Source organism: Neobacillus endophyticus (assembly GCF_013248975.1).
GTDB lineage: Bacteria > Bacillota > Bacilli > Bacillales > Cytobacillaceae > Neobacillus > Neobacillus endophyticus.
Map to the genome: position 1 here is coordinate 3,449,977 of NZ_JABRWH010000001.1, position 23,238 is coordinate 3,473,214.

The 23,238-nt window shown below is 39.6% G+C and carries 20 protein-coding genes and 1 pseudogene; 16 read left to right on the forward strand and 5 right to left on the reverse strand.

The genetic code is table 11. The features are described 5' to 3' along the window. Positions 1–130: 130 nt before the first annotated feature. On the reverse strand, positions 131–493 hold the full coding sequence (locus HPT25_RS17075; protein WP_246277211.1) for a DUF1360 domain-containing protein: 363 nt from the start codon (positions 491–493) through the stop codon (positions 131–133). Positions 494–669: 176 nt separating this feature from the next. Here HPT25_RS17075 and HPT25_RS17080 point away from each other — a divergent pair, with 176 nt between their 5' ends. The 8 genes and pseudogenes from HPT25_RS17080 (at position 670) to HPT25_RS17115 (ending at position 6,702) form a co-directional block, all read left to right on the forward strand. Then, complete coding sequence (locus HPT25_RS17080; protein WP_173066726.1) at positions 670–1,959, forward strand: right-handed parallel beta-helix repeat-containing protein; 1,290 nt, start codon at positions 670–672, stop codon at positions 1,957–1,959. Further along, positions 1,960–2,136 (forward strand): hypothetical protein, encoded by a 177-nt coding sequence (locus HPT25_RS17085; RefSeq protein ID WP_173066729.1) that lies wholly within the window; start codon positions 1,960–1,962, stop codon positions 2,134–2,136. It begins immediately after the preceding gene. Between the two features lie 41 nt (positions 2,137–2,177). Further along, positions 2,178–3,455, forward strand: coding sequence for a right-handed parallel beta-helix repeat-containing protein (locus HPT25_RS17090; RefSeq protein WP_173066733.1), 1,278 nt, complete (start codon positions 2,178–2,180; stop codon positions 3,453–3,455). A 13-nt stretch (positions 3,456–3,468) separates the two neighbouring features. Then, positions 3,469–3,645, forward strand: coding sequence for a hypothetical protein (locus HPT25_RS17095; RefSeq protein WP_173066736.1), 177 nt, complete (start codon positions 3,469–3,471; stop codon positions 3,643–3,645). A gap of 359 nt (positions 3,646–4,004) precedes the next feature. Next, positions 4,005–4,169, forward strand: coding sequence for a hypothetical protein (locus tag HPT25_RS28390; RefSeq protein WP_217269741.1), 165 nt, complete (start codon positions 4,005–4,007; stop codon positions 4,167–4,169). Positions 4,170–4,184: 15 nt separating this feature from the next. Then, positions 4,185–4,586, forward strand: a pseudogene (locus HPT25_RS28745) (aldehyde dehydrogenase family protein). Positions 4,587–4,737: 151 nt separating this feature from the next. Continuing rightward, complete coding sequence (locus HPT25_RS17110) at positions 4,738–5,319, forward strand: TetR/AcrR family transcriptional regulator (RefSeq protein WP_173066746.1); 582 nt, start codon at positions 4,738–4,740, stop codon at positions 5,317–5,319. A 342-nt stretch (positions 5,320–5,661) separates the two neighbouring features. Beyond that, entirely contained in the window at positions 5,662–6,702 is a 1,041-nt protein-coding gene (locus tag HPT25_RS17115) for an NADH:flavin oxidoreductase (protein WP_173066749.1), read from the forward strand. A 319-nt stretch (positions 6,703–7,021) separates the two neighbouring features. Here HPT25_RS17115 and HPT25_RS17120 read toward each other — a convergent pair whose 3' ends face one another. Continuing rightward, the gene (locus HPT25_RS17120) at positions 7,022–7,903 is read right to left on the reverse strand and encodes a LysR family transcriptional regulator (RefSeq protein ID WP_173066752.1); all 882 of its coding nucleotides are present in this window, start codon (positions 7,901–7,903) and stop codon (positions 7,022–7,024) included. A 113-nt stretch (positions 7,904–8,016) separates the two neighbouring features. Between HPT25_RS17120 and HPT25_RS17125 the strand changes: the two genes are divergently transcribed. Beyond that, positions 8,017–9,402: an MFS transporter gene (locus HPT25_RS17125; RefSeq protein ID WP_173066755.1), complete on the forward strand. Its 1,386-nt coding sequence runs from the start codon at positions 8,017–8,019 to the stop codon at positions 9,400–9,402. A 198-nt stretch (positions 9,403–9,600) separates the two neighbouring features. On the opposite strand, the gene cotR is transcribed toward HPT25_RS17125, so the two are convergent. Continuing rightward, a complete protein-coding gene (gene cotR / locus HPT25_RS17130) occupies positions 9,601–10,566 on the reverse strand; it encodes a sporulation hydrolase CotR (protein ID WP_173066758.1) in 966 nt (321 codons plus the stop codon). Between the two features lie 514 nt (positions 10,567–11,080). Between cotR and HPT25_RS17135 the strand changes: the two genes are divergently transcribed. From HPT25_RS17135 to HPT25_RS17145, 3 genes are all read left to right on the forward strand, one after another. After that, complete coding sequence (locus tag HPT25_RS17135) at positions 11,081–11,761, forward strand: LbetaH domain-containing protein (protein ID WP_173066761.1); 681 nt, start codon at positions 11,081–11,083, stop codon at positions 11,759–11,761. Between the two features lie 222 nt (positions 11,762–11,983). Then, a complete protein-coding gene (locus HPT25_RS17140; protein ID WP_173066764.1) occupies positions 11,984–13,372 on the forward strand; it encodes an aminotransferase-like domain-containing protein in 1,389 nt (462 codons plus the stop codon). 118 nt (positions 13,373–13,490) lie between these two features. After that, positions 13,491–14,786, forward strand: a complete 1,296-nt coding sequence (locus HPT25_RS17145; RefSeq protein ID WP_173066767.1) for an MFS transporter — start codon at positions 13,491–13,493, stop codon at positions 14,784–14,786. 504 nt (positions 14,787–15,290) lie between these two features. On the opposite strand, the gene HPT25_RS17150 is transcribed toward HPT25_RS17145, so the two are convergent. Both HPT25_RS17150 and HPT25_RS17155 read right to left on the reverse strand, forming a co-directional pair. Continuing rightward, positions 15,291–17,603 (reverse strand): thiamine pyrophosphate-dependent enzyme, encoded by a 2,313-nt coding sequence (locus HPT25_RS17150; protein WP_173066770.1) that lies wholly within the window; start codon positions 17,601–17,603, stop codon positions 15,291–15,293. 17 nt (positions 17,604–17,620) lie between these two features. Next, positions 17,621–18,631, reverse strand: coding sequence for a 2-oxoacid:acceptor oxidoreductase family protein (locus HPT25_RS17155; RefSeq protein ID WP_173066773.1), 1,011 nt, complete (start codon positions 18,629–18,631; stop codon positions 17,621–17,623). Between the two features lie 413 nt (positions 18,632–19,044). Between HPT25_RS17155 and HPT25_RS17160 the strand changes: the two genes are divergently transcribed. The 4 genes from HPT25_RS17160 to cshA all read left to right on the forward strand — a co-directional run bounded on the left by HPT25_RS17160 (position 19,045) and on the right by cshA (position 23,045). Then, complete coding sequence (locus HPT25_RS17160; protein ID WP_173066776.1) at positions 19,045–20,208, forward strand: ADP-dependent glucokinase/phosphofructokinase; 1,164 nt, start codon at positions 19,045–19,047, stop codon at positions 20,206–20,208. Between the two features lie 456 nt (positions 20,209–20,664). Next, on the forward strand, positions 20,665–20,853 hold the full coding sequence (locus HPT25_RS17165) for a hypothetical protein (RefSeq protein WP_173066779.1): 189 nt from the start codon (positions 20,665–20,667) through the stop codon (positions 20,851–20,853). A gap of 282 nt (positions 20,854–21,135) precedes the next feature. Continuing rightward, a complete protein-coding gene (locus HPT25_RS17170; protein WP_173066782.1) occupies positions 21,136–21,312 on the forward strand; it encodes a cold-shock protein in 177 nt (58 codons plus the stop codon). Between the two features lie 290 nt (positions 21,313–21,602). After that, complete coding sequence (gene cshA, locus HPT25_RS17175) at positions 21,603–23,045, forward strand: degradosome RNA helicase CshA (RefSeq protein WP_173066785.1); 1,443 nt, start codon at positions 21,603–21,605, stop codon at positions 23,043–23,045. Positions 23,046–23,238 lie beyond the last annotated feature (193 nt).

Consider the following 23,238-nt stretch of genomic DNA (forward strand, 5'->3'; position numbering starts at 1 on the left):
TCTCACCTACATAACCGATATTTCGTCCTTTTATTATAATCTGTCAATTTGGAAAATGACAAGCATGGAGGGTGGAATCATTTAAGGTAGAGATTTTTGTATTCATTTTCAAAATAATCTGCTGTCTTGTCTATTTTTTTACAATTATGAATTCGATGATTGACGCAATACCTGCAACAGCCAGAATCACTAATAAAGGAAAAATAATTGGGAGAAAAAAATATAAAGCAACCACAATAAGGGAACACCACACCCCCATACACCAATGGCAGGTTAATAGTGACCCCATCCAATAACGCCACCCCTTTCCTCTTATTTCCATATAATGATTCGTCCTGCCCGACGCATCGACAATCGTATTAATAGATACAAAGGGTTTTCTTAAAAACCAGGTGATTGTATCAAAAACGATTAAATGAGTTAAACGAAATGAAGCCAGGGCCAATATAGCCAGATGAATCCAAGAAATATTCATCAAAATTATCACTTCCATTTTCTACTCTTTTGTTAGTATCTAATGCTCAAAATTAACTGGATGCTTGGACTAACTTCCATCGGCAGTATAACTATTTTAAAAAAATAATGGAAACGACTAATCGACAGCCTATACACGTTGGACATGCTACGCATTTAATATATCAAACACTAAAATTATTAGGAGGTTTTGAGTTGGGAAAGAAAATCTTTGTGAAATGTGGACAATCCATTAATGCAGCGATTGCCGTCGCAAATCCAGGTGATGCCATTATCGTTGAAGAATGTGTATATCACGAAGCAGTAGTGGTAGATAAAAATGATATCCGCCTCGTTAGCGAAGAACCACATGAGGCAGTGCTGGATGGCAAAGGATTACCGCCAGGATCAAATGGTATTACCATTATTGCACCAGGTGTCGAGGTCAACGGATTTAAAATCCGAAACTATACTGGTGATGGGATCTTTGTCGGTGATGCAGCAAGATCTGTAAAACTAATCGATAACAAAATCCACGATATTATAAGAAACGGGATCGAAATAAACAACCTTTTTGGCGAAGTTCTGGTTTGGAAAAACAGTGTTGAGGATATTGGAGGAAATGGAATATTTTCCAATTTGAGTGCCAATTCTTACATCCAAAATAAAATTGAGGATGTTGGGGGATTTGGAATATTTGGCCGATGCTGCAACACGGCTCATCAAAATGAAATTGTGAATTCAGGGAGTATGGGCATTAATTTCATCAACTGTTGTAATTTTGTGACTGAGAATAAGGTGGTGAATAGTGGAGACACAGGTATATCTGCAGGGGTCGGCGGCAGCAACGGGGTGCTTCGAAATCTGGTGGAAAACAGTGCAAGTTTCGGGATCATTTTGGGACCTGGGGAAGATAGCCTCGCATATGGTAATCATGTCAAGAACAGCGTTAATATCGGTATTAAATCTGCAACCGGGGAGGACCTTATCATGGGTAATACCGTATCCGATAGCGGAAGCAATGGTATCGATGGGGGCTTGTTTGGTTTTGAAATAATCCTGAAAAATCTTGTCAAAAAGAGCAGGGGCACAGGAATTAACGTGTATGGGCGCTTTAATATTACAGAGAAAAATACTGTTGTGAATAATAAAAATGGGATTGTAACTAATACTGGCAATAATGCTCAAGTGGATAACTTTATGCTGCAAAATGAAGTGGAATACAGCGTTGAAGATGGAATAAGAATTAATGCAACTAATAACAGATCCCATGTAGCAGAAAATGACGTTGAAAATAGCGGTAATAACGGAGTAGATGTATTTAGCGGCTTTAACAATATTGAGAACAATGAAATTGAAAAAAACAGGGTAGGGATCAATATTGAACCAACCGCCACTGATAACTTTGTAGCTCGAAATGAGCTAGAGAATAATGGCAAGAATATCATAAATAACGGTGCCGACACAATCTTCTTTAAAAATAAAATAGATAAGGAGGATAAATAAGTGAATAATGATCTATTGTTTTTAATTTATAGTGCCCAAAGGGGTACAACCCCTCCGGAGGTCATTTTCCAATTTATTCGGGAAATGCAAGACCTTGGATTTCAAATCGAAGTGTCCAATCAAGGTGACGGTGCATTAAGGTATATTCTTCATAGAAATGCTGAGGTTACGAACTAGTTAAACAATCATAAAACATTAAAATATTAGGAGGTTTTGAAATGGGAAAGAAAATCTTTGTGTTGTGTGGACAATCTATTAATGCAGCGATTGCCATCGCCAATCCGGGCGATGCGATTATCGTTGAAGATTGTGTTTACCACGAAAATGTAGTGGTGAATAAAAATGATATTCGCCTCGTTGCCGCACATCCACATGGGGCAATTCTCGATGGCACGGGCGCGCCCGGTATCGGAATTTTGATAACTGCAAGTGGAGTGGAGGTTAACGGATTTGTGATTCGTAATTATTCAGGTGATGGGATCCTCGTGCTTAGTAGTTCGGTCTCGGATAGACTGATCAATAACAATATCCATAACATTGGCCTAAATGGTGTCGAAATACAGACTCCTCAAGGCGAACACCTTATATGGAAAAATAATATTAAAGATATTGTGAGTAATGGAATATTTTCTACTGGTTTTGGGTGTTGCAATGCATACATCCAAAATGAAGTTGAACGTGTTGGCGGTTTTGGAATCTCGACTGGATGCTGTAGCTTCATTCATCAAAATGAAGTCGAGAATACCGGGAATATAGCCATTGATGCCCATAGCTGTTGCAATGCTATTACCGAGAATAAGGTGATGCATAGTGGGAACATCGGTATTTCCGCTACCGGCTGCTGCAGCCCAGTAGTCAGCAATCAGGTGGAAAACAGTGGAAGTGACGGGATCTTTGCGATTGACTTTGATAATTTTGTTGTCGATAATCATGTCAAACATAGCTTGGGTACCGGCATAAGAGCGGATTTCAGCGGCGATGACATTTTCTATGGAAATACAGTGTCCGATAGCGGTATTAATGGAATTGATGGGGGAATTTTTGGTTTTGATACGATGATCGGCAATCATGTAGAAAAGAGCAGAGGCATTGGAATCAATGTATTGGGTATATTTAATAATGCCGTGGGAAATACGGTCTTGAAAAACCAAGATGGGATTGCCATTAATCCTGGAATTGGGATTCCAAATGTTGATAACTGGATCCTGCAAAATGAAGTTGAACGTAACAGTGTGGACGGGATTTTCATTAATGCAGCAAATGATAGAACTGTTGTAGCTGAAAATGAAGTTGAAAAGAACAATGTTAACGGAATTCACGTATTTAGCAGTTTTGACAACATTGAGAACAATGAAATCGAGAACAACAGTATAGGTATTAATATCGAACCCAGTGCCGTCGATACGTTTGTTGCTAGGAACGAACTGGAGGATAATGATAAGAATGTCGTGAATAACGGCGTCAATACGATTTTCTTTCAAAACGAAAAGGATTAAGGAGGATAAATAAGTGATTAACGATGTACTAGTTTTGAAGTATAGCGGCCAGAGTGGTGCACAACCCCCTGAAAATATTATAAAACTTGTTCAAGAGTTGCAAAACCTTGGGTTTCAGATTCAAATATCCAACCAAGGGGACGGTACATTAAGGTATGTTCTACAAAGAAATACTGAAAAGACTGGCTAAAAGTTGAACTTCTGCGGAAAATCTTGTTTAAGTAAGATCTGACAATCTTCGAAGACAATAAACCATTGGTATAAAAAAACATCATCTGACAAAATAATATTGTCTTTTACCAAAAACAGAATAGGGCAATGCAGAAGTGCACCTAGACCTGTTCTATGGTTTTACCCTAAAACGGACGGATTTATGAAGAAATCAAGCTAAATGAGACAAAGGAAAAACACCCCTTAAGTCGTAATTATGACTTAAGGGGTGTTTTTCTTATTGGGATGAACAAGAACTTTCTTCCTCAATCAGACGCTCATTTCAATTTAATCCACGTTCTTGCTTGTGGTGTTGAAATGGATAATATTTTATGAAAAATGAAGAAAGTCAGCCATGTTATTAACTTGGTAATCCTTAAAGCTAAATTAAAATGTATAAAGAAATACCAAAAGTCACCTGTTTTGTTTGTAAAATTTAAGCTTGATGAAAATACTGATATGGGACCACTTATTAACGAGGAAGCAGCTAAAAGGGTGGACTAATCAGTTTATGAAGCATTGTCAAATGGAGCGAATCTCTTGATGGGAGGGAAAAGAAATGGAAATTTCTATACTCCTACTCTTCTTGAGAATGTACCCTACAATTCGAGATTATGTTACGAAGAAATTTACGGTCCAGTGACAATTATTGAAAGTTTTACGAACTTTGAAGATGCAGTCAACCGTGCAAATTCATTAGACTATGGTTTGCAAGCTGCCATTTTCACTCAAATTTAGAGACGGCATTTAAAGGAATGGCTAATTTAAATGTAGGGGGCAGTTATGATCAATGAAAGTACGGATTATCGTATAGATGCGATGCCTTTTGGGGGGACAAAAGGATCGGGATTGGGCCGTGAAGGAGTGGCCTTTACTTTGATGGAAATGACAGAACCAAAACTCGTTTGTTTTAACATCTAATCAATATACCGATAAAAATTACTAAGGTCTCCAGAAATCTTTGTTTTAGCGATGACATCCGCTTCTAAATTTCTATTTCAAACCTAGGATCTCCTAAAAAAGGTGTAAAACTTTTTTTGACTCCGTAGTCAATAATTGATAAAATACTTACATGAGTAGACCTAGAGAATTTGATATCAATCATGCACTGTACAAGTCAATGGAAGTGTTCTGGACGAAAGGCTTTAAGTCGACCTCCTTGGAGGATCTGACAAGTGCAACGCAGGTTAAGAAGCAAAGTTTGTATTGTGTGTTCGAAAACAAGCGATCCTTGTTTTTAAAAGCGTTGGCGCTGTATCGGGAACAAGCGGTAGCAGTGTTAGAGGAGCTCGTCTCCCAGGAAACGTCTCCTTTGGAAAAATTGAAGTCCATACGCGACTTTATGCTATGTAAAGACAAAGAAACTATTCACAGAGGATGCTTTATTGTGAATTCCTCGCTGGAATTCGGAACTGATGACGAGGAAGTAACCCGCGTAGTAGAGTCGATGTTCGCGGATATAGAACAAATACTCGAGAAGGTAATCCGTAGTGGTCAGGAGCAGCAATTGATTACAAAACGGCATACAAGCAAAGAGCTTGCTGCTTATCTGAACAACGCTATTGTTGGTGCAAGAATCATGGAGAAGTCAGGTGCTTCCCTTGAGCGGATCGAGGCAGTCTTACGCACATCATTTGCGTTGATTGCAACTTGATCCCCTTTTTTTTCGAAGTTTTTGACTGTGTGGTCAATAAAATGGCTAAAATGATCATTGTGAATTAACGGTAAAGAATATTGTTTTTTTACTTCATTATTAACTGATTAGTCAAATATATATAATTTGTTGATAAAGTGAATGAAAGGAGGTGGTTTTCTGCCACAGTCTCAAATTTGAGCAGATGATTGTGAGCAAAAGCTATGGGCTGAATTAATGATCATCGTTAGTTTACATTGAAAAGTTGATATTTTTTTGCATTATTTTTGACTGAGTAGTCAAAAAAGCTATATAGTAATATGTGTGATAAAAATAAACATTTATAATTTGGAGGTTGTTGTTATGAGTTATTCTCAAACAGTTCAGGCGTTGTTTAAACCATTCACTATCGGGAATCTGTCTCTGTCTAATCGCATTGTGATGGCACCGATGACCCGACAATTTTCTCCGAACGGAGTGCCAGGTTTGGATGTTGCCAACTATTATCGCCGCAGGGCTGAAAATGGTGTTGGACTAATAGTTACAGAAGGTACTGTGATCAATCACCCAGATTCGTCCAATCAAGTTAATGTTCCGAACTTCTTTGGTAAAGATGCACTAAACGGTTGGGCAAACGTAGTGAAGGCGGTACACGAGGTGGGAGGACGTATTATACCGCAGATTTGGCATATGGGAGCACGTGGCAATGTTAATGATTATTCGGAAACGGATATTGCCGCAATAATCCTCGCTTTTGCACAAGCAGCTTTCGAAGCCAAGCAGCTTGGTTTCGACGGCATCGAACTCCACGGTGCGCACGGATATTTGATCGACCAATTCTTTTGGGAGAAAACCAACCAACGCACTGACAAATATGGCGGCGACATGCTTGCACGCACCCGTTTTGCAGTGGAGGTGATCGAGGCTTGCCGCCGTGCCGTCGGGCCTGATTTCCCAATCGTGCTGCGTTTTTCACAATGGAAATCTACAGATTACACTGCGAAATTAGCTGAAACACCTGAATTACTGGAACAGTTCTTGGCGCCATTAGTCGATGCAGGAGTTGATATTTTTCACTGTTCAACTCGCCGTTTCTGGGAACCTGAATTCGAAGATTCTGATTTGAATCTTGCTGGCTGGACAAAAAAACTGACAGGAAAACCTACGATAACTGTCGGATCAGTCGGGCTCGATAATGATTTTATGAGTACCTTTACCAAAGGAAAAGAAGCCAATAATACCAAGATCGAAGGATTAATCGAGAAGCTTGAGCGTGAAGAATTTGATCTAGTCGCCATAGGCCGATCATTATTGGTTGATCCTGCTTGGGTAAACAAGATCCGTGATGGACGGACGAACGAATTGATTCCGTTTACGTCTGAGGCAGTGAAGGTACTATATTAAGCTTCCTTTTGAGTTGATTACCAGTCTGAAAAACTATCAAAAGACTGCCGGGACCCCTTGATGGCTACTTATATTGAAAATGGTGTTTTCCCTGGATGTATTTATGGAATCCGATTGATGTGGGATATGCAGCAAGATATACCGCCAACGCATTAGTAGAAGGTAAAATCACCTGAAAAGCCGGCGATCCATTTAAATTTGATATGAGCAATATTGAGAAATGGAAGAATGTTTACTAATAAAAATATATCATTAATTGCAGAAAAAGCTTATAAATGCAAGTTTATAAGCTTTTTCTGAATTTAGTTTTCGGGGGTATTCAATTTTTCGATAGCGTTCCAAAATAGTCTACAACCACCTCACGGAATTCGAGAGCAGCTCGTGAAATATACCGATTCTTGTTCCATAATAAAGCTATCTCCCTCACCAATTCGTGATCCTCAACTTGAAGATATTTAATATTTTCCCGTGAATTCATTGCCGTGCTTGGTATGAAGGCAATCCCAATTCCAGCTTCCACTAGAGCACTTAGCCTGGCAGGCTCATTTCCCTCATACACGTAATGAAGTACAAATCCAGCTGAGTGGCATACTGAGTCCACTAAATCACGAGTACGATAGCCCCTCTTTACACCGACAAACCATTCATCCTTAAGTTCTTTCAAGGATACGCTGCTTCGTTCTGCCAGCCGATGCTCCATTGGTACAGCTACATGGATGGGATCGATGTATACGATTTGACATTCAATTTCATCACCTTTGATGGGAGGGGAGGATAAGCAGAAATCGACCTCTCCTCGATAAAGAAGTGTAATCATTTCCTGTGTGGTCAGCATTTGCACATGGAATTGGATATGGGGATGCTTTTTCCGAAACTCTCGAAGGATATTTGGCAAGGTGCTTGCGTTGGTTACAGCCAATTCGATGGTACCGTGGTCAGGGCTGGTCAAATCACTAATTTCCTGCTTCCCCTGTTCCAATTCAAACAAAGCCTTTTCAGCACGGCGGAGGAATCTTCTTCCGATCTCATTCAATCGCAGCTTCCTTCCTGTACGATCAAATAAAGGAGCGCCAAGGTCCTCCTCCAAACGTTGAATCGTTTTACTTAGCGACGATTGAGTTACGTGAAGACTACGAGCAGCTTCTGTCATATGTTCCAATCTAGCTACTGCGAGAAAATATTGTAGCTGAAGAAGTTCCATTTCGTGCCCTCCATTTATTCCTTTAAGTCAATGAAATCATAACATAAAATGCGTTGGAGTAAATATTCGATTTCAAGTACGATATCATTAAAACACTTGGGGGGGACTTAAAAATGAATGTGAGCAGCAGGTGGTTGATGATTTCGGTTGGACTGGGGGTTCTTTTGAATCCATTAAATTCTTCGATGATTTCTGTTGCTATTGCAAGGCTGCAAAATGTGTACCACCTTGACTTTACCGTTGTTTCCTGGATTATTTTTTCTTTCTACATTGCAAGTGCTATCTCTCAACCTATCATGGGAAAGGCAAGTGATTTATTTGGGCGAAAGAAGATATTTCTCAGCGGGCTTGTTATAGCCTTTGTTACATCTTTATTAGCTCCACTTTCACCAAACTTTGGGTGGCTCATCGTGTTCCGGATTGTACAATCCATCGGAACAAGCATGATGGGTTCAGTTGGAATGGCTATTGTTCGAATTCATATTACGGAGAAACAAGCGGCTGCGGTGTCTGTTATATCCATGTTCCAATCCGGTGCTGCCGCCATTGGACCCTTTATTGGCGGGGTTTTGATTCACTGGTGGGATTGGCCTGCTATCTTTTTCGTAAATATCCCGTTCGTGGTATCGAGTTTTCTATTAGCATTGAAAACGATTCCTAAAGACGAAAGGTCAACATCCATTGCACGTAACATGTCCTTTCGTAAATGGATGGATTTAATTGATGTGCCAGGGATTCTGCTCTTCACAGTCGGGCTGATTGCCATGCTTATTGGATTGCTGTCGGCTAAATCATATGGGCATATCGCATTAATAAATGTCATTGTCGGGCTGTTTGGCCTCGTTGTACTGGGGGGGTTCGTTCGACATGAGCTAAAAACGACCTCACCTTTTTTTCCTTTGCGGTCATTCGTCAAGTATCCTGCAATGACTTGGGTCAATGCCGAATTCATGGTTGTTAACGTACTTTTTTACGCTCTATTTTTCGGACTTCCATCCTACTTGCAAATGGTACGTCATGTGAGCGAGTTCTATACAGGTATCCTCATGTTAAGCTTAGGTTTGTGGTCACTCGTTGCTTCTCCAATAGCAGGAAGATGGATTGATAAATCAGGGCCTCGCCCAGCATTGCTCTTGTCCGGTGTACTGATGACATTCGGGGCAATATGGATCATGATATTGAGTAAAACTTCACCGGTTCTCAGTGTTTGTTTGGCGTTAACAGCATTCGGTATTAGTAACGGGCTAAACAGTGTAGGCATGCAATCTGCCTTGTTTAAGAGTTCTCCTAAAGAAATAATCGGGGTAGCGTCTGGTTTATTTAATACATCTAGAAACTTTGGAGCCATTCTCTCTTCAATGCTGCTCGGCATCATAATGGGAGGTAAGTTTAGCTTCGATGGATTTCGATTGCTTGGGGAAACCCTTACGGTAATTGCTTTGTTATGGGTATTCATGAGTCAGAAGCGACAGAGGTCAGGGCAATTGGAAGAGTCGTAGGTTCATCAATTAAAATATAGAAGGAGTATCGAGTAGCAGTAAAAGTTGCTATTGATCCTTATAGGCATTTTTAATAGGGGATCACAACAGTTCAACAGTATTCGGTTATCTTTACTAAGATATCAAGTATTCAAATTATTTTTTTATCATTCTTATTTGTTCGTATTGAGGATATGAAGAAATCCCTATATTTAATCCTTACTTTTTTTGGGTCCAGTTTTTCTCAATAAAATGAATTGCAGGTTGTAAATTAGTTCTGTTAGCAATCTCAATGAGAGCAGGAAACGCGGAAGGGTCCGTTATGGAGAAGTTTGGTATCCGAGGATTTAACCTGAAAAAACGGTCCCCCAGTAGTTGAGAACTGACCATGGATTCATAGTAACCGCTGCCATTACTGACGAGCTGACGCAATGGTAGTAAGGGTTCATTGGGCGTTCTGTCAAATAGGACTCCCCAATTTGGAGGAAGGTTGTTTAGATTTTCAGGGCGTAAGTTATTCGCACTTACCATCCCCCATCCCCTCGTATTTCTTCGTAAATGAATCGGAGCTTCACCTGTCCCAATGGATAATACTGCAATTTCATCCAACGGTTGTTTTGCTTTACCCACAGCGAACGCGATACTAGCTGTACTAGGGTTAGTTGCTATTACAAATCCATCCACATAGTTTTGATAAGCACGCTGCGTCGCTGGAGCTGCACTGCTCCGTAGTATGACATCACTTACTTTCTCGTTTAAATAGGGAGAGTCCGGAAAGTTGTGGAATAACACAGGAGTCCAACGGTTCAGTTCCGGTGAGAATAATTGAAATGAAGGAACCACAATTCTTTTTTCTAAGTTTTTGAGACGCAGGTCTGCCGGGAAAAAGGCTTCTACCGCTTTAATGTAGCCTGAATATGGTAACTGTTGATTAAAAACAGGCCCACCTGGTCGAGAAATGCTGTATGCCGGTAGGATTTTATCTCTAAAATACTGAAGTGTCTCCTTTGGCGATCTTCCACTTGCTAACGCAAGGGCAGTGAATGAACCAATTGAATTTCCTGAGAAAACGTTGGTGCCATTAATTAATTGTGGGGTTTGTTGAGTCAATCTGTTCAAAAGTTGTAAACTTAAAGCTCCTAATGTGCCGCCTCCATCAAAGGTTAGGATCCGATATTTTGCCAAAATCTGATAGCTCCTCTCTAAACTGATCACAGGTATCATCCAGTATATGATTTTCCTGTATCTGTTGTACGGGCTATGCATACAGACTAGGTCTTCAGGGGGGGAAGATTCTAGGAAAGCAAATAGTCTAGATCGTACGTCTGAGAGTTTTATAGTCGTTTTAATAAAAATATCTGTAGACACGTAAAGTTTCGTGCAAATAGTTGAAAAAACTACAATAGAAATCCAAGTCTAGAAAAGCAACAATAATACCTTATTTAGGGTTATAAGAAACAGAAGGGGGGCATTAGCTTCATATGGAATTCAGGAAGTGATCGCTGCAGCGGTCTTTTTTTGTTGAACTAAGGGAGTTCAATAACAAAAATAATAAAATACCATCCTTGATGGAGCAGTTCTGCTGCTTATATAAGGAACTCTATCTAATTTCATCATATTTTTTAAGGTTGTCCATTCCAAACGCAGTCTGTTCGCATACTATAATTCTATGACAATGAATTAGAAAGGAAGTATTCACTTGGGAGGAAATAATAGATCACAGTCATCTAGATCTGATCATTCACACTGCTGTTTTAAACCATTTATTAGTCCCAATCCTCGAACTACCTTTAATCCCGTTTCACGCTATCCTAAAATTAATAAAACAGCATTTATTAGCCCGTTTTCTAGTGTCATAGGTGATGTTGCCATTAGGCGTAATGTATATGTAGCTCCTAATGTAAGTATACGTGCAGATGAAGGAACCCCTTTTTATATTGGTACTAATACTAATCTTCAGGACGGAGTTATTTTACATGGTATAGTGAATAAACAGATTTATGTTGATGGAAAAGGGTATTCCATTTTCATTGGAAGAGAAGTGAGTATTGCTCATGGTGCTCTTGTCCATGGTCCTTGTTACATTGGTGACAAGGTATTTGTTGGTTTCAACTCCATTGTTTATGATGCAATTGTAGGGGAAGGCGTATTTATTGCTTATAATGCAGTGGTAACAAATGGCGTTCGAATTCGACCGAATCGGTTCGTCCCACCAGGCGCAAATATTGATTCACAAGAAAAAGCAGATGCCCTTATGCCTGTACCAACAGATAGCAGGGAATTTGCCCAAGCAGTACAAAGAGTCAATCAGGAATTCCCCGCATCTTATCACCTGTTACTAGGGAAAAATCGTTGTTCATGTGGACTAGCCTATGACTAACATTAAATTTATAAAATGTATGCTGGGCTGATTCCTATTCCTGTGAAGCTGTCATCGAGGCAGCTTTTTTGTGCGATAGGCAGTCGAGGAGAGTGTTGACTCAGTTGACACTCTTCTTTCATTTTATTCGGATATTCACTAATAGGCATAATTTAAAAAGTGGATTATAATGTGTTTTACAAACGGCACAATCAAATAATTGTGTGAAAAAGGATGAGCATCATGCCGATTAATTCTTTTGAAAACTATCCGATGAGCTGGAAGCCATCGATTGATAAAACTAAAAAGCCAATTTATCAAGTACTCGCAGGGCAATTGGAACAGGATATTTTAAACGGAGTTTTATTACCTGGAACAAAACTTCCTCCACAGCGAGAACTGGCCGATTATTTAGATTTAAATTTGAGTACCATTTCAAAAGCGTTAAAAGTGTGTGAGTTAAAGGGATTGTTAAGTGCATCTGTTGGAAGTGGGACTTTTGTATCGTATGATGCATTATCGAATGCGTATTTACTTGAAGATACAAAGCCAAAGCACTTAATTGAAATGGGAGCAACACTTCCAGATCATGCTTCTTATGAGCCGCTGTTACTCCAACTTAAGAGCATGCTGCAAGAAGCCGATTATGAAAAATGGTTTGGTTATGGCCGGACAGGCGAAAGCCTTTGGCATAAGGATGCTGCAATAAAGCTAATCCGAAGAGGTGGGTTTGAAACAACCGCTGATCACATTTTATTTGCAAATGGGGGTCAAAATGCGATTGCTGCGACATTAGCAAGTCTTTGTAAGCCTGGAGATCGCATTGGTGTTGACCATCATACGTACCCTGGTTTAAAAACTGTTGCAGCCATGCTTAGTGTGCAATTAGTACCGATCAAATCAGAGAACGATGAAATGAGTCAAACGGCATTGGAATACGCGTGTAAAAATGACAATATTAAAGGCATTTACTTGATCCCAGACTATCATAATCCGACAGCTTCTATTATGTCTGTTGAGAATCGGAAAAGGATTGCAGCAATAGCCAATAAGTATAATCAGTTCATTATTGAAGATGCGACATATCATCTCTTGAACGAAAAACCACTTCCAGCTGTCGCATCATTTGCTCCGGAACAGGTCATCTATATTGCAAGTTTATCGAAATCAATAGCACCGGGGTTACGACTAGCCTATGTAGCAGTGCCGAGTCAATTTAAGGAGCCAATTTCAAGGGCACTTTATAATCTGAATATATCAGTATCCCCATTATTAGCAGAACTGGCGGCGCGTACGATTATATCGAATCAATTTGAAATCTTAATTGAGGGCCATCGGGAACAAACAATTTGCAGAAATCACGTCGTAAATCGATATTTGGCAGACTATACGTGCCTTGGTGTTGAGACTGGCATCTTTCGTTGGCTGCTATTACCAGGCAAGATTACAGGAGCCGAATTTGAAACGTTAGCTGCACAGCATGGGGTACAAGTGTACGCGGCGGAACGTTTTGTAGTTGGAAATAGTTGTCCAGAGCGGGCTGTAAGGGTTTCGGTCTGTGCACCAGAAACACTCGAAGAGCTTGAGCAAGGGTTAATCATCCTTAAACGTTTGCTAAACGAACTTATTTAATATTGTCCGCCATACAATTATAATATTGTGTGGTTTTTTTGTGCGTGTTATGATGATTCAAATTAAGTTCGAGGTTTTGCAAAAATAGATTTAGTTTTCTAGAAAGGTAGGTTGGTTTATGGCACACAACGGAAGTGTAAAAGCGTTAGACACCCAAACAGCTTCGTTACAAAGCTACACTCATTCTTCAGAAAAACGAAAAATGCTATACAAGCGTACATTATTCGTTGTAAGTATTTCACAAATTTTTGGTGGGGCAGGGTTAGCAGCAGGAGTTACCGTGGGGGCACTTCTTGCACAGCAAATGCTTGGCACAGATGCGTATGCTGGAGTTCCTTCCGCTTTACTAACTTTGGGTTCAGCAGGAGCCGCTTTATTTGTTGGGAGACTTTCGCAAGCGTATGGACGTCGCACAGGGTTGACAGTGGGTTTTATGCTAGGCGGACTTGGAGCAATAGGTGTCATATTTGCAGCAATCATAAATAGTGTTTTTCTATTATTTACTTCCCTGCTTATTTATGGTGCGGGATCAGCAACGAATTTACAAGCTCGTTATGCAGGTACAGACTTAGCGAATAGCAAACAACGGGCGACTGCTATTAGTGTTACAATGGTTTTTACAACATTTGGTGCAGTTGCAGGTCCCAATTTAGTAAATGTAATGGGGAATTTCGCTCATTCAATTGGTGTTCCATCACTTGTTGGTCCTTTTATTTTAGGAGCAGCAGCCTATATCTTAGCAGGTCTTGTCCTTTTCAGCATGCTTCGTCCAGATCCGTTAGTTATAGCAAGAACGATAGTAGCCGCCAACCAAGAACGCAGTGATAAAGGACATTTGGAAACCACTGAACAAACAGAAAACAAAAGAGGCATAGTTGTTGGTGCAACGATCATGTTATTAACTCAAATTGTAATGGTAGCAATTATGACCATGACACCAGTTCATATGATGCATCACGGACTTGGCCTGGGTGCAGTAGGTCTTGTTATTGGATTTCATATAGGTGCCATGTATCTCCCTTCACTGGTTACAGGTGTCCTTGTTGATAAGTTAGGGCGTACTACAATGGCTATTGCATCAGGAACTACGTTGCTTCTGGCAGGTTTAATTGCAGCATTTGCACCAGGGGATTCTATGGTTCTTCTAGTAATTGCTCTTTCTTTACTTGGATTAGGATGGAATTTTGGTTTGATAAGTGGAACAGCCCTTATTGTTGATTCAACTGAGACTTCTACACGGGCTAAAACTCAAGGGACAGTGGATGTTTTAATTGCGTTGTCAGGAGCTGCTGGCGGAGCCTTGTCGGGAATGATTGTCGCAGGTTCAAGCTATTCAATTTTATCATTTGTTGGAGGAATTTTGTCCTTATTACTAATTCCAGTGGTAATATGGTCTCGTGGAGGTAAAAAATAAGCCAGATTGTTTTACGAAAACAGAACTTTTCGTGGAAAAAGCGATTGTTCAACATGAGCAATCGCTTTTTTACTTTAGGCTTTGTTATAGCTGAATGTTGATTTCACTGTGTTTGAAAAATAAACGGTAAAATTCCGTTTAAATTGGGAAATACCTCTATTTCCTTAAAAATAAAGGGAGTTTTTCCGTTTATATTATCCAAATCTGTGGTTTTTGTCATATTTAGAGCAGTTCATCGGAATATTTCCGCTTATATCTGCTTCTCTTAAACTCCCTCTTTATATATTAGCCGGAAATTCTCCGCTTATGACTTCTCGTACCTACACGAAAATCAACAATGAATAATAACAGGGCCTTACTATATGGGAGATTAGCTTAACGGGATGGGCTATGAGTATATGAGAAGTAAGAATGCCGAATGAACAACAGAAATTTAAACTAATACTTGTATATTTTCGGCTACATAAAAAATCCACCCAAGTATTTCTTTGGGTGGATTGGTTTTTAAAGATAAGGGCTCTCATGCTTTGCTTTCAGCATATTCCAACGGCGCTCAACTTCATTGTCAAACATTTGAAGCATATTTTGGCTTTCTTCTTTTATTAAATGCTTCGTTTTCCCCATCAGCTTTAACCACTCCGATACTTCTAACCGTTTGTTTTTCTCCTCTGGGTTATAGGTGATCGTGGTGATGCCGTGTTCCACTTCGTAAAGAGGGAAGAAGCAGGAGTTCACAGCAGCCTCGACAATAGTCTGCCCAAGTTCATCCTTTGATTTCCAGTTCAATGGACAGGTGATCAATATTTTACCGTAAACTAACCCTTCATTTTGTGCATACCATTGTGCTTTAGCCGCTTTCTTTAATAGATCGCGGTCAAACGCTTCCGTTCCTGTAAATACATACGGAATATGAGTTGCAGCCATGATTTGAGCAGTATCTTTGTGATGGAAAGGTTTCCCATTTTGAAAGCTACCTACGCTGGATGTACTCGTCATATGACCCATAGGTGTTGAGTAGGAGAGCTGGCTTCCTGTATTCATATAGCCTTCGTTATCATACTCAAGGATAATCATTTTATGGTTTCGTAGCGCTGTTCCAATAGCAGGACCCATACCGATATCCATACCGCCGTCACCTGTGATCATCACAAATGTGAAGTCATCGCTAAGGCCTAATTCTGCTAACTCTCCGCGACGTTTCCTTTCATGGAACATTTCTACAAGTCCAGAAAGTGTTGCTGAACCATTTTGGAAGAGGTTATGGATGTAGGTCGCTTTATGGGAACTGTACGGGTATCCAGTGGTGACAACCATGGCACATCCGGTATGGAATAGTGCGACGATATCTCCTTCAATTCCTTTAAAGAACAACTCAAGTCCGGAGAAAATTCCGCAGCCTGGGCATGCCCCGTGGCCGGAAGCTAGTCGTTTTGGCTTTTTCGTTAAACTCCTTAGTGGAGGAATTTTTACTTTAAGTTCACCGGTTTTTTCATCAGGTGTGACCGTGATTAAGCCGGTATTCAAATCTTCTTTTTTCATTGGATTTAAGACACGTTTCGGTGCAAATTCTGGGGAACCAGGATTATGCCCGAAATAGTCAAAAGCTTTTGCCACATAGCCCATTTCTGCTGCTTCTTGAGCTAATTGGAAAAATTGCTCCGCATCATCGGCATAAAAATCCTTGCCGCCTAAACCGTAAACACGGTTAACAACTTTTGTATGGACATTACCATATGTTTGCAATGTTGCTTTCAACTCCAATGCCATGTTACCGCCATGTGCACCATATGAATCAGCACGGTCACCTACTGTGACTGCTTTTACGTTTTTCAAAACGTCTGCTAATTTTTTTTGTGGGAAGGGGCGAATCATGTTCGGAGAAATAACCCCGGCTTTCATTCCCTGAGAACGAAGTTTGTCGACGACGTCCTTACAAACCTCTGCAGCAGAGTTCAACATAAATACTGCTATTTCTGCATCCTCCATCCGATATAAATCAAGAACGGGATATTCACGTCCAGTTAATGTTGCATACTCTTTCGATATTCTCTCAAAAACCCGCTCAGCATTATACATCGCTTCAGATTGTTGGTAACAGTTATTAATATAGTCAGGCTCATTCATGTAAGGCCCGATTGTCACCGGATTCTCGCGGTCTAATGCATGAGGAAAGTTTGTCGGTGGCTGACCAATAAACTGATGGACATCTTCTCTATTTTTGATGACTTGAACCCGTCTTTTTTGATGGGAGGTAAAATAACCATCAAACGATACAATCACCGGGAGACGGACTTCCGGATCTTCTGCCAGTTTAATAGCGATCAAGTTCATATCATATACAATTTGTGGGTCACGGGCCATCAAAATAGGCCAGCCAACATTTAACCCGAAATATAAATCAGAATGATCTCCGTGAATATTTAAGGGACCGGAAACGGAGCGGTTTACAAGATTTAAGACCATTGGAAAGCGTGTTCCTGATTGAACAGGCAATTGCTCCAACATGTATAGAAATCCATTTGCACTTGTTGCATTGAAAACACGGCCACCGCCAGTGGATGCTCCGTAGCAAATCCCGGCAGATCCGTGCTCACCATCTGCAGGAATTAAAACGATATCATGTTCACCTTTAGCTTTCATTCCATCAAGGAACTGGGCAACTTCTGTGGAAGGGGAGATTGGAAAGTATCCCATAATATGATAATTAATTTGGTGAGCTGCGTATGCTGCCATTTCATTGCCGGATTCAAATACGATGCTTTGTTCAACTGTTCCTTTATTGGTGTTGATGTTTTCTTGATTTATATCAATCGACATGAAGATTCCGTCCTTTCTTAATTTTGTAGGGCAAGGTCAAATACATGCGGTACACGGTTCTTGTCAGCGTAGCCGTCATTGTATTCTCTTTCTTCGGATAATGCATCAACTGGACATGCTGTTACACATTTCAAGCAGCCTTTGCAATATTGATAGTCAATCCCTTTAAGAAACATTTGCGGCCGTCCTTTTTTATCTGGCTGTTCCTCCCAAACAAAGCAAAAATCAGGACAAGCTGTATCGCAGGCAGCACAATTGATACATTTCTCTTGATGGAAATGAGGGAGCATACCGGCACGTGAAATACTTAAATCCTTTAAAATGCTGTTCCCGGGATTTATGATCGTACCTCCAATCGCCTGGGTTTCATAGCCAAGCAATGGAACTGCTCTAGTAAAAGGTTTGTGCTCGGCTTCCTTATCAAGTAAATAGCTTTTGAATTGGACTTCATTAAAGCCGCGGTCAAATGTACGGATATTTGGCTCTACAAGGTGAGGATACTTTTTCTCAAAGGTTCGGCGAATGGTCTGTTTCATTGATTCGGGATCTAAGAAGTCAAGAAATCTGTAAAGTGCACCAAGCATCGCAGTATTTGCCTTTGTTTGCTCTTCTAGTGCAATCCCAGTTGCATCAACGATGGCTATGGTTCCACCGGAAATTTTCATTATGGTCTTTAGTTCATCAGGGGTTTTTAGTGAATTTACTAAGATGGTGCTGTCGGGATAAATGCCGCTAGTACAATCGATGGTTTTAAATAAGGCATCATGGAAAATACCGACTAAATGAGGGCGTTCAATAGGTGTGGTGTCTCGAATGTTAGTATCTGGATCACAAAAACGGATGTGCGCTTTTACTGGAGAGCCTTTTTTCTCTGAACCGTAAGATGAAAAACCGATTCCGTTTAGTCCGTTTCCAACTACTCCGTCTTCTGAAAGCAATTTTCCAGCTAAATTAGCGCCCAAACCGCCAATAGACTCAAGGCGAATTTCAAAAAAACCTAACTCATTGGTTTTTGGTAATTTTGACAAAAGTATTCCTCCTTTTCTTGCGCAACGCTTACAATCGGAATTTTATAAATATTCACTCAATTGTACTTTTTAATTGTAACAGGATATAAAAATGGTTACAACAGTTTTATAGTAAAAAAACCAGCACTGTTAATTCATCGGGTTTAACCACAGATACAGTTTTATTTTATTTATCGATTGATATAGTACAGTTTTATCTTGTTGTATAACAAAGGACGTAGGGTAATTAGTTACACCCCTTTCTAATCACTGGGTCTCTTCTGGGCGTTTGGATCTTGATTACTTATTAGTCAATGTGAGCAAATTACTCTTATCTATATTGCCAAAGTTATAAACGTTCCTTGGGCCGCTACCATGGAGATAGGGTAATTCATATGACTAATACAAGGGGAAAATAGGAGGATCGAAAAAAAGTGAGAACCATTGCTTGTGGATTCACAGCCGATATTGACTTGATAGCCAAACTTACTGAATCGTTCTATGAAGAAATAAAAAAATATGCGAGCGGAGTGCCAAAGCCTATTTTACATACTTGGGATGATTTTTGTACCGCAGTTGCCTGGAATGTCCAAAAAGAAAGCGGGGCAGAGTATATTATTGCAAATCAAGAATGGATTGAACGCTTTGAGAAACAGCTAGAGTGGCGGAAGGCAATAGGCGGAGCTGGGCTGCAGACAGGTTGTGTAGCCAGTTATGCAGGTTATACAGCCCTCGTGAATATTCCAATGCATTCAGAAGAACTAACTGCTTTAGTTTCTGAACAAAATGGGCTGATGCTTTTATCGGATCAGGAAGGTGAGACACCAAAGCATTATATCCTGGAATACGAAGTTGGCGATTCCTCCAATCGGATTATTTTTCGAAGAAGCAATGAATACCCTAGGGATATGATTGCAGTGAATTTTGCAAATGAATTAAGGAAGAAAGATATATCCTGGATGTTAACGGCAGGCTTCAATGCAGTTGATGGAAGTAAAGAGGTCGATATCCTTTTACAAGACACGATTAACCTGCTGGAGACCCTGGGAAACAAAAAACCAAACGTACACCTTGAGCTGGCTTCCATATGGTCACTGGATGAACAGTGGAAAATTATTCGAACATTAAGAAGTTATGTAGAAACGATCGGACTAAATGAAGATGAATACCAACAATTAATCGGATTGAAAGAGCCGCTATTAAGTCTTCCTGATGAAGACTTAGTAAACATCTTGGAAGATGCCTGCCATTCCCTTGGTGCTGCTCATGTTATTCTACATACAAAGGAATTTTCATTCATTCAATCTGCTCAATATGATACAACCGTGTGGCGTACCGCGTTAATGAATGGGAATCAATTTGCTTTTTCCCGTGCAGTAACAGGGGAAATTTGCAATCAAGATACGATACAGAAAATAATCTCATGTTCTCATCTTCACCCAAGAGGAGAAAAATTACGAGAGTTAACAAAAGGCCGGAAAGACATCACGATCATACCGGCTTATATTGGCGAAACCACTAGCACAACTGGTCTAGGTGACACCTTTACAGCAGGTTTATTAGTAGAAGCACCAGTGGAATTTATTAGACTTGTGTAAATAGAGCCGATCTTTATTCGCCAAGGCTTACATTCCAAAAAACCCCTTCTGTTTATTAAACAGAAGGGGTAGTAATGTAAAGATTTGAAAGCACAATATTATTATACTGGAATAACATTAAAATTTCAATTCTTGTTATGAAGATTTTCGGAAGATTATTTTTTTAACGAAAGCAATAAATCTAGGTTATAGTATACTATAAAGGTGTCAAAATATATATGGAGGATATGGGTTTGATACATGATTTATTATTGATAGGCCTTTTGTTAGGAACTTGTGCAGGAATTAGTTTGATGGCTTATTTTGTATACTTGAAGATCTGTTCTTGAAAGTGGTATATACCAAATGTTGATTATAAATTTCTTTTCATCAAAGTGAACAATCTTTATTGTTGATTACTCTATTAAAAAGTATTATATAACTATGATATAAAATGGATAAAGGGAGAGATTACTTTTGGTTAAAAATTTGCCTTTATTAATGGCAATGTTAGTTATTGGTATAAGTACAGTATCAATTACTTTAAATACACAAATGCCAGAATTCATTAAAATTCCTTTAGAAATTGTAGGTACTGTTTTAAATACTTGGAGTTTGGTGGCTTTAATTTTACATTTAGGTATAAAAAATCTAAGCAAAATTTAATAGCTAAATAATGTATCTTTGGATATGAGAAAATTGGAATTTTCACATATCGTTCCCCTAGAGAAAATCCATTATGTGATTTCTGACACTAATTGGATGGTTACACTAGTAGGGACAAGAGAAAAAAAGCTCTAGAAAATAATTCAAAGTATAATTTGCTTCGTTCATTCACATGTTAAGAAGGGTTATCACTTGGTTTGTGATCGCTCATTTTAATATGTGAATTTTTTTATGGGTAAATAAAAAACTGCGTATTTCATATAAAATTGGAGGTCTTTCCCAATGGAAAAAGGAACAGTTAAATGGTTTAATTCTGAGAAAGGTTTTGGTTTTATTGAAAGAGAAGGTGGAGATGACGTTTTCGTACACTATAGTGCGATTACTGGTGAGGGTTATAAATCCTTGGAAGAAGGGCAATCAGTACAATTTGATGTTGTAGAAGGACAACGTGGCCCTTAAGCAGAAAACGTTTCTAAAATATAATTGAACTCCTTCCCTAGGTAATTATGAACTACGATAATAGGGGATCCCAAATAAAAAAGCACCTACTCTTTGTCATTGGCAATGCTTTTGTCCATTCTTTTTACTTCTTAGCTTGTCCGAATAATTCGATATTTTAATTCGTGTTGTGTGTTTTTTGAACCCTTAGTATGAACAATAGCCTGCGAAAATGAATACATATATGGATTGAATCAAGGGCTTTCGTCCAAAATGAAAAATTGTAAACAATTAGAAGGGGTATATGATGTATGACAACATTTCAAGAAATGGGCATTAGTGGACCCATTCAAAGAGCGATTACGGATATGGGATTTGAAGAGGCATCTCCCATTCAAGAGAAGGCCATTCCAATAGCTTTGACGGGAAAGGACATTATTGGTCAGGCACAAACAGGGACAGGAAAGACTGCTGCCTTCGCTATACCGATCTTGGAGAACGTGGATCCGAGTAAAAAATATGTTCAGGCTATTGTAATTGCACCCACAAGAGAGTTAGCCATACAAGTTTCAGAAGAGATCAATAGACTGGCGAAATACATGGACATATCTTCTCTGCCTATTTATGGGGGGCAATCAATCGATCGCCAAATAAAGGCGCTAAAAAAAGGCCCTCACATTATTACGGGAACACCCGGAAGACTATTGGATCACATTCAACGTAAAACGTTAAAGTTAGACCGCATCTCCTCGGTGGTATTGGATGAGGCTGATGAAATGTTGGATATGGGATTTTTGGAGGATATTGAACGAATCCTCAAAGAGACCCCTGAAGAAAAACAAACCTTGCTGTTCTCTGCAACTATGCCCAAACCGATTCAAAATCTTGCTGAAAGGTTTATGAGCGAACCAGAGATAGTAAAAATGAAAGCGAAGGAAGTTACCTCTCCAAGGGTAGAGCAAATTTATTATGAGGTGAATGAACGAGATAAATTTGAAGTGCTATGCCGTCTGCTGGACGTGGATAACCCAGAATTAGCTGTGATTTTTGGACGAACAAAAAGACGCGTGGATGAATTAAGTGATGCATTGAATAAAAGAGGGTATCTTGCTGATGGGTTACACGGTGATTTAAATCAACGGCAACGAGATGTTGTGATGAATAAATTTCGTGAAGGAAGCATTGATATTTTAGTTGCAACCGATGTGGCTGCTAGGGGAATTGATGTTTCAGGGGTTACTCACGTCTACAATTTTGATATACCACAAGACTCGGAAAGTTATGTTCACCGAATCGGCAGAACGGGTCGAGCAGGTAAGACAGGGGTGGCTATTACATTTGTTACACCGAGGGAAACCGGACAGATTCATAGTATTGAAAAAGCCTCAAAAGGGCATATCAAGAGGAAATCAATACCGACGGTAGCAGAGGCAAGGGAGTCTATACAAAGAGCCGCAATAGAAAAGATGATTCAATTAGTTGAAGAAAATCAATACAAACAGTTTAAACAAGCAGCAAGCGAATTGCTCGATCAATACGATTCGATCGCGTTAGTATCAATTGCCTTAAAATTGTTGTCAAAGGAACAGAAGGATGTTCCCGTTCAGCTAACTTTCGAGGCACCGCGAAATGCAGGTAAGTCGAAAAAAAGGGAACAAGAGAAACCAAGGAGAAACTTTAAAGGGAATAGGGAATATGGGGGTAATGGGAAACTTAAAAAAACTTCCAGGTCCACGAGAAAAAAGAAAGTATAATGAAATGAAGCTGGTATTCATCCTCTTTTCCTTTTGATTTAATTTTGGGGCTTGATTTATAAAACGGTAGAAAATGATATGTCAGACTGGTAGGGAATCTTGCAATTACGATCGAAAAATGCTATTATTTAAAAGAATTATTTTTGTTCGGTGTAATGGATACAGGCAGTAAAGCTTTTCGTCTTAATAATCA

Bases quoted from the DNA above. Each gene is read 5' to 3' on its own strand.
- HPT25_RS17075 (WP_246277211.1), bottom strand. From the start codon at position 493: ATGGAAGTGATAATTTTGATGAATATTTCTTGGATTCATCTGGCTATA.
- HPT25_RS17090 (WP_173066733.1), top strand. From the start codon at position 2,178: ATGGGAAAGAAAATCTTTGTGTTGTGTGGACAATCTATTAATGCAGCG.
- HPT25_RS28390 (WP_217269741.1), top strand. From the start codon at position 4,005: ATGAAGAAAGTCAGCCATGTTATTAACTTGGTAATCCTTAAAGCTAAA.
- HPT25_RS17110 (WP_173066746.1), top strand. From the start codon at position 4,738: ATGAGTAGACCTAGAGAATTTGATATCAATCATGCACTGTACAAGTCA.
- HPT25_RS17115 (WP_173066749.1), top strand. From the start codon at position 5,662: ATGAGTTATTCTCAAACAGTTCAGGCGTTGTTTAAACCATTCACTATC.
- HPT25_RS17120 (WP_173066752.1), bottom strand. From the start codon at position 7,903: ATGGAACTTCTTCAGCTACAATATTTTCTCGCAGTAGCTAGATTGGAA.
- HPT25_RS17125 (WP_173066755.1), top strand. From the start codon at position 8,017: ATGAATGTGAGCAGCAGGTGGTTGATGATTTCGGTTGGACTGGGGGTT.
- HPT25_RS17140 (WP_173066764.1), top strand. From the start codon at position 11,984: ATGCCGATTAATTCTTTTGAAAACTATCCGATGAGCTGGAAGCCATCG.
- HPT25_RS17145 (WP_173066767.1), top strand. From the start codon at position 13,491: ATGGCACACAACGGAAGTGTAAAAGCGTTAGACACCCAAACAGCTTCG.
- HPT25_RS17150 (WP_173066770.1), bottom strand. From the start codon at position 17,603: ATGTCGATTGATATAAATCAAGAAAACATCAACACCAATAAAGGAACA.
- HPT25_RS17170 (WP_173066782.1), top strand. From the start codon at position 21,136: ATGGAAAAAGGAACAGTTAAATGGTTTAATTCTGAGAAAGGTTTTGGT.
- cshA (WP_173066785.1), top strand. From the start codon at position 21,603: ATGACAACATTTCAAGAAATGGGCATTAGTGGACCCATTCAAAGAGCG.